Genomic DNA, 16,624 nt, shown 5'->3' with positions numbered 1-16,624 from the left:
AGGCGTATTTTTAATAGTGTAAGTCTTTTTCAGTGACCCGTTTGCGGAAGACCCAGTAAGTCCAGCCTTGATAAAGCAAGACGATAGGAACCATGGTAAAAGCTACGATAGTCATGATTTTCAACGTATAAGGACTGGAAGAGGCATTATAGATTGTCAAACTCCAATTCGGATTTAAACTTGAAATCATAACGTGAGGGAAAAGTCCCCAGAACATTGCAACAGTAAATAAAAGGATTGTCAAGCCATTCAGGACAAAAGAAGCTTTTACCTTTTGCGAACGCAATAAGACATTGGCAAGTATAAGCGTAATACCCGAGGATAACAAGGTGATCCCAGCCCCCAGGCTGGAAAATAGTCCTGTTTGGAAGTACGTGCAGCCTGCCATGATTAGGACGATGAGAATAGCTAATAAGCCAACACTTCGGGCTGTTTTTGCAGCCTTTTCAGCCATTTGCCCAGTAGTTTTAAGACTGAGAAACAGAGCACCATGAAAGACGAAAACAAAAAGTGTCGTTAAACCGCCGATAATTGTATAGGGAGAAAGGAGATCAAAGAACGTTCCGACGTATTGCATCTTCGCATCAATAGGAACTCCCTTAATGAGATTGGCTACAGCAACCCCCCAGAGAATGGCCGATAAAATACTCCCGGTGAAAATTGCCCAATCCCAAGAGGTACGCCAGCCGGGGCTTGAATGACTGCTGCGAAACTCAAAAGCCACTCCCCTGATGATCAAGGCCACTAAGACTAAAAACAAGGCGAGAAAGAAACCGCTGAATAAGGTGGCATACCAATTGGGAAACGCTGCAAATATGGCTCCCCCCGCCGTAATCATCCAGACTTCATTGCCATCCCAATGGGGACCGATGGTATTAATAATTTGGCGGCGATCTACATCATTCTTTCCCAGAATAGGCAAGAGGATGCCTACTCCGAAATCAAATCCTTCGAGGAAAAAGAAACCGACAAACAAAACAGCGATTAGGATAAACCACAGACTATTTAAGTCCATAATGACGCCCCCTTCATTTCATGATTCAGTGTCTCCGGGCTTGCCTCTTCAGGACCTTGTTTAATAAATTTAACGAGGAGATAAACATCGGCAACAGCTAGGATTGAATAGATCAGGGCAAAACCGATCAGAGCTATGAGCATTGACGTCGCAGGTACGGAAGTCGAAACAGCTGCTTCCACTTTCTGCAGACCATAGACAATCCAGGGCTGACGGCCGACTTCTGCCATATACCAACCGGAAGTATTGGCAATATAGGGAACAGGAATTGTAAAAAGCAAAAGCTTTAAAAACCAAGTCTTTTGTTCTAAGCGTTTAGATTTATAGAAATACAAACCTAAAAGAGACATTAAGACCAGCCACATACCGGCAGTAAGCATAATTCTAAAGCTCCAGAACAGAGAAGTTACAGGCGGAATGTAGTTTCCTGGTCCATATTGCTGCGCGTCGGCAGCCTGAAGTTCATTAATTCCTTTAACTTCCCCAGTAAAACTGTCATAAGAAAGAAAACTCAACATGCCGGGAATTTCAAGTTGGGACGTATTTTTATGCCCTTGCTCATCAATAGAGGCAAAAAGCAACAAGCCGGCGGGATTTTCAGTTTCCCAATGTGCTTCTGCTGCGGCCATCTTCATAGGCTGAACCTTCACAAGATACATGCCTTGTAAATGCCCGATACCGGCGACTCCGAAAGTACTAATTATTCCAAAAACTACGGCCATATGAAAAGAACGGCGAAATACGTCCAGATGGTTCTTTTTGATTAGATGATAAGCACTAATTCCCATCACGAAAAAGGCTGCTGTAACAAAACCGCTTAAGACGGTATGTGGAAATTGATAGAAAACATGGGGGTTGGTCACTAAAGCCAGGAAACTTGTCATTTCCGCCCGGCCATGACGCAAAGCATAACCTACAGGCTCCTGCATAAAAGAGTTGGCAATTAAAATCCAAAGTGCTGATAAATTCGAGGAGATAGCTACCAACCAGATACTAAGCAAATGTACCTTTTTGGGCAATCTATCCCAACCAAATACCCATACTCCCAAAAAGGTTGATTCCAAGAAAAAGGCTAGCAAGGCTTCAACGGCTAAAGGTGCCCCGAAAATATCACCGACAAAGCGGGAATACTCAGACCAGTTCATACCGAATTGAAACTCTTGAACCAACCCCGTGACAACGCCCATGGCGAAATTGATCAGGAATAATTTACCCCAAAACTTAGTCATTTTTTTATAAGTCTCATTGCCTGTTCTTACATACCAGGTCTCCATCAGAGCAACTAATACTCCAAGCCCCAAAGTCAAGGGTACGAATAAAAAATGATAGGATGTTGTAACTGCAAACTGTAATCTAGATAATATTAGTTGAGTCATCGCTGCACCTCCGCTTTCATTTTTAACTCAAACTACGCTTATTCAGACATAAGCATCTTTATACAATTTACCACCTCATTTCCTTATCCTTCGTTAATGATTAAAGTTTAGTAAGATAAGTTCATTGATAGAAGTTTGGTTTGGTCGTTGGATGAATCTGATGAATGAATTAGATTAGATTAGATTAGATCAGATTAAACTAGTTTGTTTTTGTATATGTATTATTTACTTCATTGTTATTATACTAATTATAAATAAATTCGTCAACAGAGATAATGTCGAAACGAATAATGCCTAAGCCAGCCCGGAATTCCCAACTGACTTAGGCATATTATTCTTTAAATGGTTCTCAAATTATTTATAACCTTGTCCTTTAAAATAGTTCTTTTCAACAACAAGATCTGCTAAATCAATACCTGCTATTGCTTGATTTTCCTCAGTCTCTGAGGAAGCTTGTCCTACGTATTCTTTATTAGCCAAAACAGCAAAATTCTTATGCGTATTTAAGAGATTTCGTCCAAAGGCAGTGTTTTGATACGTTTTTTCACTAATACCCATTAAAGAAGCTATTGTCGGCATAGTATCAATCTGTCCCCCGGTGATCTTAAGCTCTTGCCCATTCATTCCTTTATGAAAAATGATCAGAGGAATTCGTTTGCTGTCATCAAGCCACCAGCTTTCTTGGGGCTGTACTTGCTTAACTTCATCATCATAATATTTATGAACACCGGTATGATCCCCATAAATAACCACTACGGAATTATCCAAAACTCCTCGTTGGTCCAAAGTATTCAGGAAATTTCCGAGTTGCTCGTCGGTATAATGGACACTTTGGAAATATCCCCCTAGCTTGGATTTGTTTAAGTCATCACTTAACTTGAGAGTTCGGTATTGAGCGGGCAGATCGAAAGGATTGTGACTCGTTAAGGTGACCATAAAATTGTAGAAAGGCTGTTTCTCATTTTCAATAATTGGTGCGATTTGCTTTAAATAGCTTCCATCGCTGATCCCTAAGCCAATTTTCTCAGTTTCCTTAAAGTGAGTTGAATCCAAGGTTTTTTCAAAACCTATAGACTTCAGAGCGGGCATCCAATTCCAATAGGACCCCTTGTCGGGATGAATAGCTACCGTTGCGTACCCTTTATTGGCCAACATTTTGGGCAAAGAATTATAGGTATCATTGGGAAAACGGAAAAAGGCAGCCCCAGTTCGGATGGGATATACGGAAGTGTTGGTCATAAGGTCAGCATCGGAACTCGTCCCATTATTCACTTGTTCATAAAAATTAGAGAAATATAAACTGTTCGCTAATAATTTATTAAGATTTGGAGTAATTTCCTGCCCATTTATTTTTTGCTTAATGACAAAATTCTCAAGTGACTCTACTTGAATCACGATAAGATTCTGATTGGCAAACATACCGAAATATTGGTTTGGCGGCAGATTTTCTTGCTTTTCCTTAAACCAGTTCTTGATTTCAGCGGTTTGCTGTGGGGTAGCCGGTTGGATATTCTTATTTTTATAAAAATTATATAAATCAAATGCATGATAACCTAAAGGCGACAAATTAGACATCGTTTGGTTAGGAGACCAAGAAACTCTAAATAGCATTGTTTTCTTATTTCCGTGAAGATCAAGCTGATAATGCTGATAATAGATGTAAGTAATAGGCAGCAGCAATGTCAGTAAAAAGGCTATTCCGTTTCGAGTCCTATGGAGATAAAATGTTTTTTTACCGAGGCCAAGGGCAAGATATATTACAAGATCTATGATCATAACAACATCAATGGGACGAAGCATAGAAATAATGCTATTTGATAAATTGTCGAGATTTGTAGTCTGACTAAAGATATAGGGGGAAATAAAACTATTAAATCCTCGATAGTACATCAAATCAGAGATTAATAATAGGGTTATTAAGCCATTGCAAAACTGCAGGAACCAAAAGCGTGCCCGCCCCTGGAATAAGAAACTAAAGCTTAAAGGTATCAGGATCATGGAAATATAGACAAGGATGGGCGGAGTTGAACTAAAACTAAAAAATGCCTTCATAAAGCTGAATTTTGAGGAATCATCATTATTAACTAAGCCAAGAAACAAAATAAACTTTATTAAAAGTGTAAAGGTCATGGTGAAAAGTAATATGTTGTTCTTCAGGAACTGCACGAGTCCAAATCTCTGCCGTTTTTCCAGAAATCCCTGAGTTTGAGATGGCGGCAAATTTAAGGGATTGTAGATTAATGGTTCCTCATGTTGTGACAGAATATATCAATCCTTTACTATATATTTAGACACAATTGAAATATTCAAGAAATATCCGAAAATTCCTCTTTTTTTCGCGAAGGAGTTTGTGTATGACACGCCCTCCTTCCCAGAGCAAAATAGTTGGTCTTTCTAGTTACATTAAAGTATTCGGACGATCCTCAAAGACAGTTTGGAAATTCTCATTTTTAATAATTTGGGCTATTAACTCTTTTTTTTCATCAACAGAATACTCATAAAAAATCGGATTGAGATCCCATTCGTGATTTGCAGGATAATAGCGCAAATTTGCTCTAACAGTTTTCTCTGAGCCGTTGTTTTGGAAGACGAGAGTTAAAGCATAATTGTTAAAGTTATATTCAGGATCAAATCCCGAGCCATTAACTGTAACATCGTAAATTTCCATCGTTATTCCTCCCGTTTTACCTCTTGTTTACCCTTTAGTATGTTGCGCCGTTATAGGCATTATGCAAATCCTCTTCTCAAAACATCCTAACGGTTAAATTATTCTGTAAAACAGGTATCCATTGTATTCCGTATTTGGTCCGAGACTCAGTTTTTAAATTGTTCAGATCCAGTTTTGTAATCTCCCCGTTGACTTGAAGAATTTCTAAAGCATCAGCCGCTTTAGCATGAGTGATACCAATGAGAAAACCTGTCTTAGCCGGGTTAATTTTAGTAATTCCGATTCCCTTGCCGGTTCTTCCCTGAGGTTTGAACTCATTAAAGGATGTCCGTTTGACAAATCCTCGCTCAGTTAGGGTTACCAGGTCGCCTAAAGAACCATCCGGTGAGGATACAAGTAATAATGCATCGACAACCCGATCCCCTTCGTTCAAGGTAATTCCTTTAATACCACGCGCTTTACGGCCCATTGGGTTGATATCCGTCAAGGGGTAACGAATCCCTTGACCATTATATGTGGCAAGGAATAACTCTCCTTGATCAAAACCCATAAATACTTTAATTAAACGATCTCCTTCTTTAAGTCCCATAGCATCTGAGCTGCGAGCATGAACAAAGTCCTTAACCGGACTCCTCATCACTTGTCCTTCTTGCGTTACAAAAACAAAGTAACTCTGACTGCTCTGATCTGCCCCTTCTTTTAGAGCTGCAATTGAGACAATGGTTTCCTGAGCTTGCAGCTGCAGCAGATTATTAAGTGGGCAGCCTTTCTCTTTTGGCCCGGCTTCTGGTACCGTCTTGGCTTTGATACTATAAAAATTACCAAGTTGGGTGAAGAAATATAGTGTTTCTTGATCTGTGGCCGGGACTTTTATAGAGACACTATCCCCATCTTTAAAGGATAATAACGGTACTGATTTAAGGTTCTTAGTCGGTAAAGGAATTCGTTTAATATAACCCTGCTGGGTCAGAATTAGTTCAAAGGGATGTTCCGTTTCCTCAAAGGAACTGAGGTCAAACTCGTTTCTCATTTCCTCAGGCAAAATAAGTGTGCGCCGTTCATCACCATATTTATCGGCGATTTCTTTGAGTTCCCGCTTAATAATCTGATAGACCTTAACCACATCAGCCAGGATTCCTTCTAATTCTGATATCAGTTGCAAGGTATTTTCATAATCAGTTCGTATTCCTTCCAGTTCATAGTTTGTGAGGCTCTGGAGCTTCATGTCGAGAATTGCTTGTGATTGTATTTCCGAGAGCTCGAATCTTGTTATAAGCGCCGCTTTGGCAAGTGCCGGCGTTTTACTGGAACGGATAATCTCAATGACCTCATCAAGATGATTAATCGCAATCATCAGGCCTTCAAGAAGATGAATCTGCTTTTTGGCTTTTTCTAAATCAAACTCGGTTCGCTTCGTAACCACAATTTTGCGATGTTCAATAAAGGCCTTATTAATCTCGTGCAACCCTAAAACTTTGGGTGTTCCATCCGCTGTAATAACAAGATTGATGATCCCAAATGTCTCCTCCATCTGGGTATATTTATAAAGATTGCGTAAAATTTCGAGGGGGTCCGCCTCTTTACGGCATTCCACAACCAAACGAATTCCTTCACGATCCGATTCATCTCGAACCTCACTAATCCCATTAATTTTTCCCGAATCAGCATGGGCCTCGATTTTAGATGCTAAGGTTGATTTATTGACTTGAAAAGGAATTTCAGTGATGACAATTAAACTTTTGCCGTTTTTACCTTGCTCTATCACAGCTTTACCGCGCATGGTCACTTTTCCGCGGCCGGTTTTATAAGCGCTGATAATTCCTTGAGTACCTATGATCAACCCACCTGTAGGAAAGTCAGGACCTTTCACTTTTTCCAGGAGCTCCTCGACAGTAATGTCCGGTCGGTCAATTTGCAGGATCAACCCAGCAACAACTTCCCTTAAATTATGAGGAGGAATATTCGACATCATACCAACGGCAATCCCTGACCCTCCGTTAATTAACAGATTGGGAAAAGGGCTGGGAAGAACAACGGGCTCTTTGAGCCGTTGATCATAATTTGCTTTAAAAAGTACGGTGTTTTTATCAAGATCTTGGGTCATTAGTTGAGCTAAAGGGGTCATTCTCATTTCCGTATAACGCATGGCGGCTGCATTATCCCCATCGATTGAGCCAAAATTCCCTTGACCGTCAACCAAAGGATAACGAATAGCCCAGGGCTGGGCCATACGGACAGCAGATTCATAGATCGAAGAATCGCCGTGGGGGTGATATTTTCCCATACAATCACCAACAAGGCGGGCCGACTTGCTATAGGGTTTATCAGGAGACATGCCGATTTCGTCCATAGAATAGAGTATTCGGCGGTGTACAGGCTTTAATCCATCCCGGACATCCGGAACGGCTCTCTGCAAAATTACATGTTTGGAATAGCCTAAAAACGATTCAGGCAGGACTTCTTCCAATGGACGTTGACTAATCGTTTCTTCAGTTACACTCATTGGGATACTCCCCCTTTCACGTTACATATCATCATCTGTAAAAACAATATTTTCCATCAAAAAATCCCGCCGCGGTTCGACCTGTTCACTCATAAGAATTCTCAGTTTACGTTCTGCCTCCAATGAGTCATCTATAGTTACTTGAATCATGCGTCGATTAGCAGGATTCAGAGTTGTTTCCCAAAGTTGTTCGGGGTTCATTTCACCAAGCCCTTTGTAACGTGCAATCTTGGCTGTTTTTCCTAATTCTTTGAGCTCTTTTTTTAATTCTTCTTCATCATAGGCATAGCGGATAATCTTGCCCCGTTCTTTTTCCACTTTAAAAAGAGGAGATTGGGCAATAAAGACTCGACCATTTAAGATGAGAGGCTTCATGTAACGGTAAAAAAAGGTTAACAAAAGGCATCGAATATGAGCTCCGTCAATATCGGCATCTGTCATGATACAAACACGAGCATAATTGCCTTTTTCCAAATCAAATTCTTTGCCAATCCCTGAACCTACTGCCGTAATAATACTGCGTATCTCTTCGTTTTCCAGGATCTTATCTAATTTCGCCCGATACGTGTTAATTACTTTGCCCCGCAAGGGAAGTATAGCTTGAAAACGCCGGTCCCTCCCCATTTTAGCTGAGCCGCCGGCGCTGTCTCCTTCTACTAAGAATAGTTCATTGCGAGTTTTATCTTTACCGCTGCAGGCAGCAAGTTTACCGCTTAAAGCTTTAACCTCTGCATCTCGGGCCTTCTTTTTTAATTCTTTCGCTTTTTTAGCAGCCAAGCGAGCTAAACATGTTGTTAAGGTGCGGTTAATTACTTGTTTAGCAATCGACGGGTTTTGTTCGAGAAACTGACTTATACCCTCGTTTGTTAAGGATTGAACAATCCCTTCAACCTCCAGATTAGAAAGCTTTGTTTTGGTTTGTCCTTCAAACTGAGGCTCTTTGATTTTAAGAGATAAGATACAGGTTAGACCATCCCGCAGGTCATCCCCGATGAGACTCTCATCTTTTTTGAAAAGGTTATTTTTGCGCCCGTAATTGTTGAATGCTTTAGTTAAAGCGGTACGAAAACCCGATTCGTGGGTTCCTCCCTCATCCGTAGGTATGTTATTAACGTAGGAGTGCAAGGATTCATCTTCACCGTCGTTATACTGCAAAGCACATTCAACAATGACCTCGTCCTTCTCTCCGGTAAAATAGATGGTTTTTTTATGGACAGGTGATACTCCGGCCTCTTTCATTAAATGTTCAACAAAACCAACAATCCCTTGTTGTTGCAAAAAGGTCTCGGTCTTCAGCTCTCCCCTGGTATCCGTAAGTATAATCGTCAATCCCCTATTTAGAAAGGATAACTCCATTAAGCGGCTGCGCAAGGTAGTGTATTTAAAAACCGTAGTCTCCTTAAAAATCAAAGGATCCGGTTTAAAGGTTACCGTTGTTCCGGTACCTTTTAATTTCCTGCCAATAATTTTCAAATCAGATTTTAAGTCCCCGCCCTGAACATATTCAACTTGATATTGCTTGCCATCCCTTTTAATTTGTACCGTTAAATACTCTGATAAGGCATTGACAACACTTGCCCCAACTCCGTGTAATCCGCCCGATGTTTTATAAGTATCTCCGCCAAATTTACCACCAGCGTGCAAAGTTTCAAAAGCTAAGCGCACTGCGGAGATTTTTTTCCCCGGATGAATATCAACGGGAATTCCCCGCCCATTGTCTTCAATCGTAATTGAACCATCCCGATTAAGGGTAACCGAGATTCGATCGCAAAAACCTGCTCCCGCTTCATCAATAGCATTGTCAATAACCTCATAAGCAAGATGATGAAGCCCTTTGCTTCCCGTGGAACCTATATACATGCCCGGACGGCGGCGTACAGCCTCCAGGCCCTCTAATACTTGTATGGATTCTGCATTATACTGCGCTGCTGACAAACAGTTCACCTCCGTAGTGATTTTACTCTACTATTGACATTATGTACAATAACACCTATTTCTGCTCCTTGTCCAGTTACTTTAATAAAAAAACTCTGAGCATTACTGTACTGATAACTACAGTTTTTACTCAGAGACAGTATTAGTTATCTGAACAAATCAATATATAAGGACTGCGTATCTCCATCTAAAACCCCCACTCCATCAAGTGGAGATTGAGACGAGGCAAAATTATTCTCCTGATCTCTGGGCTCGAGCTTCCTGATAGGCATGATGAATAGCATCTAATGCTTTACGAGGATTTAAGGCATCTCCGATCAAACTCAATCTTTCAATCTTTCCCAGCAAAGCGTGGTATAGTTCATTCTGAGAGATAGAGCCCACAGCCAGAATCACAGTATCGCAAGGAATTTGACGTTGTTCCCCTTCGCGTTCAATCAGCACGCCATCTGTTGTTATCTCTAAAACTTTCGTTTGGTCCATACATTTAACGCCATAGCGTTTCAAATCGGCAAGCATTGACCAGCGCGTACTTGGACCGATGTCTCTGCCAATTCCCTTGGCCATTTCCAGCAATGTAATTTTCTTGTTACTTTGGGTTAATAAGCGGTATAGTTCTTTGTCAGATTCAGCTTGCTGCAAGATAAGGAAGCGAAGGCTTTCATCATCCAAGGCAGATGGTTCTGCCAAAAAGAGAGCCGTTTCCACCCCAACTGCACCGCCGCCAACAATTATTATGTTCTGACCAGTTGTTTTACGGCCAGCCAATACATCCCAAGCTTGAAGAACGTTCTTATGTCCCTGATTGGGAAGCGGCGGATTGATAGGAATAGACCCGGCAGCGATGATAACTTGATTAAACATGTCTTTTTTTACCGCTTCCAGAATCATGCCCGGCGTAGCCGCAACACCAAATTCAATCTGTACTCCTTGTTGTTTACAGGCTGACTGCAAATACCTGCTGAGATAAAGAAAATCTTTTCGTCCCGGAGGAGCAGCGGCTAGTGTCAATTGTCCCCCAGATTTTTCAGCTTTTTCCCATACAGTAACTTTATGCCCAAGAAGACTTGAAACTCGAGCATATTCCAGTCCGGCAGCCCCGGCCCCAATCACTAGAATTTTATGGGGGTTCAATGTTGGCTGAATTGATCCTAACTCAGCTTCACGTCCGGCTTCAGCATTGACTAAGCAAGCAGCCGGTTTTAAACGAAAAATATTATCGAGACACCCTTGATTGCAAGCGATGCAAGGACGAATGGCTTCCAGGTTTCCTTGCATGACTTTATTCGGGAAATCAGGATCAGCCATGAGCTGCCTGGCCATGCCAATGAAATCCGCTTTACCTTCTTGGAGAATCTTCTCGGCAAGCTCCGGAGTATTGATCCGATTGCATGCAATGACGGGAATTGAAACCGCTTGTTTAATCCCTGCAGCTAAGTAGGTAAAGGCTCCAGGCGGGACATTCATGGTAAGTTGAGGTACGGGTGTTTCATGCCATCCCCCTGTCACATTAAGTGCGTTGACCCCCGCTTTTTCAAGAACCTGACAAAAAGCTCTCGATTCGAGATTTGTATGACTTCCTGGCATAAAATCATTGCCCGCAACCCGAACGACTATTGGATAATCCGCTCCAACAGCTCGGCGAACAGCTTCAACCACTTCTAAACCAAAGGTCATTCGAGCCTGAAGATTTCCACCGTAACGATCTTTACGTAGATTCGTTAAGGGAGAAAGAAACTGAGAGATTAAGTAACCGGCACTAGCTAATATTTCAACTCCGTCAAAACCTGCTGCCTGGGCACGTTTAGCTGCGCTTTTATAGGATGCAATAATTTCTAATATTTTTTCTTGTGTCAATTCCTGGGGGGGTTGGCCTGTAAGCCGAGACGGGATCGCTGAAGGAGCTACGGGAGATTGACCGTTATGGGCTGAGTTAGCGTAACGACCTGCTTGGTAGAGCTGTGGTACAATTTTTGCTCCTTCGGAGTGTACTGCCTCAACTAAACGAATCAGTCCCGGTATACAGCGATCCTCATCCAGCTGCGGCATGCCAAAGGCGTTGCCGATTTTATCTATGCCACAACCACCCACGATAATCAAACCTACACCTCCGCGGGCGCGAGTTCGATAGAACTCAATTAGTCGATCCGTAACTTCGCCTTCCGGGCAGTACCCCAAATGCAGCGGAGTCATGATCAGACGATTACGCAGTTGAAGGGTTCCTATCTTGGCAGGAGAAAACAATCGAGACATCCTGTAATCCTCCTTTTTCTATCTAAAATAGATGTCAGGTATTGTCATTAGGTAAAACCTTTTCCATTCTTGCATTGTCTGTATCTTCGTCCACACCTTAATCGGCATCTGTCCATAAAACCTAACACAACGATGTATCAACTGAAGTATCAATTAATGACAATATTAAGTGAACTCGTTCAGCTAAAGCTGAACATCGGGGTTCCTTTCTAGAGCAACTATAATTTGTCCTAATCTTGGAAAAGCCTCTCCAAAACCTTTTCAAAAATAGCGTATTCTTCTCTGGAAAAACGCTCTTTGATCTCTCGATCCATTGTTTCTGCAAGGTTAGTGATTTCCAAGATATTTGCACGCGCCTTTTCTTTGAGACAAACTAATAGTGACCGTCTGTCTTCGGGATCGTCCCTCCTCTCTACTAAGTCTTGCCTCTCCATGCGATCCAAGATAGAAGTCAGTGTCGACCCATCCATTTCTAAACGTTTAGCAAGATCTTTAAACTTAAGTCCGTCATTCTCCCAAACTACGGTCAAGACGTAAAACTGAGATGGAGTAATACCATAGGGAGAAAGATTACTCTCGTAATAACGATATATTTTTCTCATAACACGACTCAGCTTATAACAAATATATTTTGAGGGACCGCATGAATTATCGGTGATCATTTTTACCTTCAGACCTCCATTTTGTTGGTATTATAATTAATGGTATACAAATAATTGTAATACCATTATAGTTTTGAGTTAAGGAAGTTTCAAGGCATATTTTAAATTTTCAAAATACTGCATGCTGATTTGATCCAGTCCACCCTTCAGCGCGATAGCATTTGTTATGGGCTAGGCGCTTCCGGCGAAAGTGTCCACGGACACTTTCGTCATCGAAGCCTCGATGTTCAGCATTAGCTGAACGAGTTCACTTCAACAGCTTATTTGGAAAGTATTATACTAACGACAATTCAACCTGATTTAAAAAGATTTAACCAAAAAAATGAAGTATTAGGAACTTTTACTTTTTGATAAAATTAACGGGCACGATTTATTGGATCGGCCCGTTAATTTCTTTCATCATCAGTGATTTTCCATTATGGTTGTCTGCTATTTTGAATTGCCGGTTATGATCAACGAATAATCCCGCGATTAATAAAGTCTTGTTTCAAAACCTCTAAACGTTTTGTGCCATCTATACGTTTTTGCCTCATTTCATCTTGGATAGCTTTGGTCTCTTCTATCCCTTTAACGATTGTTTGCCAGGATTTTTCCAGAGTCTCAATACTTACTGAACTTCCCGACGCTAACCTAGCAACCATTTTAGACTGCAGGGCTGTGTTTTCTGCGTTGCGGAGCAGAAGTTCATTCGTCTTTTCATCCAAAGCGCTCATCGCCTTAGCCTGGACCGATTGTCGTTTTAACATAATTGCCTGAACTAAACATTGTTTGAAAATAGGCATAGTAATCACAAAAGCTGAGTTAATCTTACGGATTAAATTATAATTGCCATATTCAATAGATTTAATGGTCGGCATACTTTGAACTGCAACATTTTCAGCCAGCTGTAAATCATAAATTCTCTGTTCCATAATCTCTTGTATTTGCAAGAGGTTATTAACCTTAATTTGATCAAGCTGGTTGCCTGTCTGATTAGCCGCAGCCTGAGCGGTAGGAATAATATTGTTTTTCAGCTCAGCCAGAACGACTTGACCGGCATAGATATATTGACCCAGCTGCTCATAATATTCTGTGTTTCTCATAAACATGTCTTCTAAATGTTTGTTTGCAGTATTGATTTCCGCTTCGTATTGTTTTAGGGTGACAAAGACTTTATCTACTTCATCACCCATAGAGTTATATTTATGGAACAAAGCTTCTACAGAGTTTTTAGCTTTAGAGAACATTTTTGCTAAAAATCCCGGCGATTTTTCTTCAAAGTCCTTAATATCAAATTTGTCCATAATTTTATTCAGCTGCAGCAAGAGTTCACCTGAATCTTCAACTTTCGTAGTTTGCATAGAATGCAAAATAGCATCTGCAAATCTAGAAACCTCTTCCGAAGTATTTTTCCCAAAGCTCATAATTGAACTAACATCTTCAATATTGATTTGGCGAACAATACTGCGTACTTCCGGGCTTTCTTTAACCTTAGCCATAATTTCATTTTTAGTTTGTTCAACATTAAACTCTGGAACGGGCGCCGGAACTAAACTTTTGTCCTCAGTCAATGTCGTTGTAAAGCCTTGGATTTCCATGTTCTTTATACCTCATTTCCTGCTTAATTAAGAGCCTCTCATGACCAATTTTTTTACAACCTCTAATTAATTTCTATAAAATCATAATCTCTTGTCTCGTATATTTCCACCCTTGATCAACTGTACTATAGCTTATTACTATTAAAAAATCTCGAGAAAAACCCTTGCTTATGAGTTGAAGGAGTAGGAATATTGTATAGTTCCGGGAGATCAAGGTCATATTTCAACAAAGGCATCTGAAATACATCAAAAAGGTTTGGCCTGATTAATTGTTCAAGGGTATTATACTTAGTAGGCGTAAAAACAAGAATATCCAGGCCAACTAAATTCAGAAAAGCAATTAATATCGCGTCAAATTCCGAAAAACTTTCTTTATTAGCATCATAAACAATAAGTTTGGGAATTTCTTGGGGAAAATCGAAAGTTTCTATGAGCTTGATCAAAGAATCATCCATGGTCAGGACTGTCATTAAAATCTTTAATTTCATCCGTTCATCAATTTGGAAAAGAAACATATTGGAAAACAGAAGTTCGTTGATTTTAGAAAGCAAAAACCGCTGCAAAGGTGTTCTCAGATACGTGAATTTATAATGTTGACTTTTCATAACTTTATCTTCATCGAGATAACCTTGAGGATTAAATAAATAATTGGCTTGATAAAGTTCCTGTCTGGAATAGGTCACTCTACAAAAAGGTAGAGCTTTGATTAAATGCGTATTTGCTGCCTGGGAAAAAGTTTTCAGGTCTTGCCAATAGGCTGTTAAATCCTCATGAATTCCATTAATCTTAGCGAAGAGATTGGGAATATAGACTTTATGATTTTGAACTTTGAATTCAGGTCTTATTTTAGCTGCTTCCTGCCAAAGTATCTTCAGTTCATCATAGGTTGTTTTCAGAGTAATTGGTTGAGTCAAGTAATGTTCGAATTGCCAAGGTTTATATAGCCCAACATCCTCACTGTAAATAACCTCTTCAATTTCTCTTGAGGCATTATACGCCACAGTACTTTTGCGAATTAATTGTTCTTTTAGAGGAAATGGCACTAATTGTAGACTATTTAAGTTTCTGATCACTTGAGTCATTGTACCATTATTGTCGAAATTTTTGAACGCCGAATCACCATCTAACTCGGAATGAATAAAGAGTACATCGCTTCCGATCCTATGAAAAAAGTTCAATAAATAAACTTCATGAAGTTTGATCGGGCCATAAAAGAGAATTTTAAAACATTGTTCCTGAAGAATTCCTCCCTCCCCATCTTGCGGCAAGGGATCTCTTCCTTCCAGCAGTTTGGGCAGATAGCGGTTAATCCATACTACGAGCTTTAAACAAAAATTCAAGAAAATTGAAGACGTGAAATGCGATTGGCTATCACAAAATAGACTTACCGTATCGATAAATGATTGTTTAAGCGTATTATCAAAGATTGGGGTTTTTATCTGAGGCAAAATATTAGCTTGAAGAATCTTTTCTAAGATATCCTCGCGAGTCTCAAAGGAACCATGAGCAAATTGCTCCGGAATTAAGGAACTTTCCACTGGTGTAGGAGCAGGAACGCCCTCAAGAAACTTCAGATAATAACCCGAACGTTGTAAGGTTCGGTCTAAATTATAGAGGTCGTTATAGTATTCTGCTTGCCAATCATCCGAAGAAACAGACACACCGATATAACGTGTAAATAATGTCGGTAAAATGGGAAACTGTCCAGAAATATACCCACTGCGTTTAGATAACGGAAGAAGGATATCTTGCAAAGGATTATCTGAATGCTTCAATTTTACCACGATTGCAGGATCAGTTTTTATTTTAGAGATTAAATTGGAGGACCCTGACACTGCCTTCTTAGGAGATTGTATAGTTGAGATGTTTTTAGGACGGGCTTCCGGCGCCGGCCGTCTTTGGGGAAAAGAAGGAAGGGGTATTTCTTGGGATAATTTTATAGGCAGACAAAAATGATTTTGCTTATCGACATTGTCAAATCGGTCAATAAAGGTTGTATTAATTATGATGACATCGCAGCCAAGCAGGAACACTAAAATTAGGAAGTATACTTCATGGGTCTTAGGGCTTCCCCAAAAGAGAATTTTAGGCTTAGTCCGAGCTTTTTGGCAAAACTGAGCAAAATCAGTGTACCAAAGCAGAATTTTTGTCACAAAATTCATAGCGATGCTAATATTTTTCGGTTGATCATTAACCATATACAAATTAATTACAATCGCAATAGCCTCGCGAATGGTTTGAGAACTCAAATAATCTATCGTTAGGGAGAAATAACCTTTACCATCAAGAACATTGAGAAGAGCCCCATTGTTATAATCTTTAAGGGAAATTGGTTCCAAAATCCCCTTAATCCTTTCAATAATTTTTTGATCACTCGGCAAGGGAATTACCATGTCCCAAATTTTAAAATTATCCGTGGATTGAAGTCTTTCTGCAAAACTAGCGACTCGACTTAATAATTCTTTCTGATTATCGCAGCCGACAATTCGGTAGAAGTAAGCGGCTGAACCCCCTTCTCTTTCCTGCAAAGGAGACAGTAGATCCTTAAAAAGTTTTTCAATTTCCAGCAACATCATTTGATCATTTTGGCTTGTCTCCACCCTATTTCACCTCTTTAGAAAAGCCATGATTTGTC

At 40.3% G+C, this 16,624-nt stretch carries 10 protein-coding genes; all 10 read right to left on the bottom strand.

Going from position 1 to position 16,624, the window contains the following annotated elements; genetic code table 11:
* Positions 1-10: 10 nt before the first annotated feature.
* Entirely contained in the window at positions 11-1,015 is a 1,005-nt protein-coding gene (cydB, locus tag ACPUYX_RS13520; protein WP_426380166.1) for a cytochrome d ubiquinol oxidase subunit II, read from the bottom strand.
* A complete protein-coding gene (locus ACPUYX_RS13515) occupies positions 1,006-2,391 on the bottom strand; it encodes a cytochrome ubiquinol oxidase subunit I (RefSeq protein ID WP_426380165.1) in 1,386 nt (461 codons plus the stop codon). The genes cydB and ACPUYX_RS13515 overlap by 10 nt, the downstream gene beginning before the upstream one ends.
* 354 nt (positions 2,392-2,745) lie before the next feature.
* The gene (locus ACPUYX_RS13510) at positions 2,746-4,191 is read right to left on the bottom strand and encodes an LTA synthase family protein (protein WP_426380164.1); all 1,446 of its coding nucleotides are present in this window, start codon (positions 4,189-4,191) and stop codon (positions 2,746-2,748) included.
* Between the two features lie 598 nt (positions 4,192-4,789).
* Positions 4,790-5,059 carry a hypothetical protein gene (locus tag ACPUYX_RS13505; protein ID WP_426380163.1) on the bottom strand — a complete coding sequence of 90 codons (270 nt, stop codon included), beginning with the start codon at positions 5,057-5,059 and terminating at the stop codon, positions 4,790-4,792.
* Positions 5,060-5,135: 76 nt separating this feature from the next.
* On the bottom strand, positions 5,136-7,562 hold the full coding sequence (gene gyrA, locus ACPUYX_RS13500; protein ID WP_426380162.1) for a DNA gyrase subunit A: 2,427 nt from the start codon (positions 7,560-7,562) through the stop codon (positions 5,136-5,138).
* A gap of 21 nt (positions 7,563-7,583) precedes the next feature.
* Entirely contained in the window at positions 7,584-9,497 is a 1,914-nt protein-coding gene (locus tag ACPUYX_RS13495; protein ID WP_426380161.1) for a DNA gyrase/topoisomerase IV subunit B, read from the bottom strand.
* Positions 9,498-9,728: 231 nt separating this feature from the next.
* Positions 9,729-11,750 (bottom strand): FAD-dependent oxidoreductase, encoded by a 2,022-nt coding sequence (locus tag ACPUYX_RS13490; RefSeq protein ID WP_426380160.1) that lies wholly within the window; start codon positions 11,748-11,750, stop codon positions 9,729-9,731.
* Positions 11,751-11,980: 230 nt separating this feature from the next.
* A complete protein-coding gene (locus ACPUYX_RS13485; RefSeq protein WP_426380159.1) occupies positions 11,981-12,352 on the bottom strand; it encodes a MarR family winged helix-turn-helix transcriptional regulator in 372 nt (123 codons plus the stop codon).
* Between the two features lie 512 nt (positions 12,353-12,864).
* Positions 12,865-13,989 carry a toxic anion resistance protein gene (locus tag ACPUYX_RS13480; protein WP_088224997.1) on the bottom strand — a complete coding sequence of 375 codons (1,125 nt, stop codon included), beginning with the start codon at positions 13,987-13,989 and terminating at the stop codon, positions 12,865-12,867.
* Between the two features lie 125 nt (positions 13,990-14,114).
* On the bottom strand, positions 14,115-16,589 hold the full coding sequence (locus tag ACPUYX_RS13475) for a YceG family protein (RefSeq protein WP_426380158.1): 2,475 nt from the start codon (positions 16,587-16,589) through the stop codon (positions 14,115-14,117).
* Positions 16,590-16,624 lie beyond the last annotated feature (35 nt).

This window comes from Desulfosporosinus sp. SYSU MS00001 (assembly GCF_049943955.1).
Lineage (GTDB): Bacteria > Bacillota > Desulfitobacteriia > Desulfitobacteriales > Desulfitobacteriaceae > Desulfosporosinus.
This window is presented reverse-complemented; position numbering and strand designations above follow the sequence as displayed.

What these genes read in the sequence shown, in the direction of transcription:
- cydB (WP_426380166.1), bottom strand. Translation starts at nt 1,015, where the DNA reads ATGGACTTAAATAGTCTGTGGTTTATCCTAATCGCTGTTTTGTTTGTC.
- ACPUYX_RS13515 (WP_426380165.1), bottom strand. Translation starts at nt 2,391, where the DNA reads ATGACTCAACTAATATTATCTAGATTACAGTTTGCAGTTACAACATCC.
- ACPUYX_RS13505 (WP_426380163.1), bottom strand. Translation starts at nt 5,059, where the DNA reads ATGGAAATTTACGATGTTACAGTTAATGGCTCGGGATTTGATCCTGAA.
- gyrA (WP_426380162.1), bottom strand. Translation starts at nt 7,562, where the DNA reads ATGAGTGTAACTGAAGAAACGATTAGTCAACGTCCATTGGAAGAAGTC.
- ACPUYX_RS13490 (WP_426380160.1), bottom strand. Translation starts at nt 11,750, where the DNA reads ATGTCTCGATTGTTTTCTCCTGCCAAGATAGGAACCCTTCAACTGCGT.
- ACPUYX_RS13485 (WP_426380159.1), bottom strand. Translation starts at nt 12,352, where the DNA reads ATGAGAAAAATATATCGTTATTACGAGAGTAATCTTTCTCCCTATGGT.
- ACPUYX_RS13480 (WP_088224997.1), bottom strand. Translation starts at nt 13,989, where the DNA reads ATGGAAATCCAAGGCTTTACAACGACATTGACTGAGGACAAAAGTTTA.
- ACPUYX_RS13510 (WP_426380164.1), bottom strand. Translation starts at nt 4,191, where the DNA reads ATGCTTCGTCCCATTGATGTTGTTATGATCATAGATCTTGTAATATAT.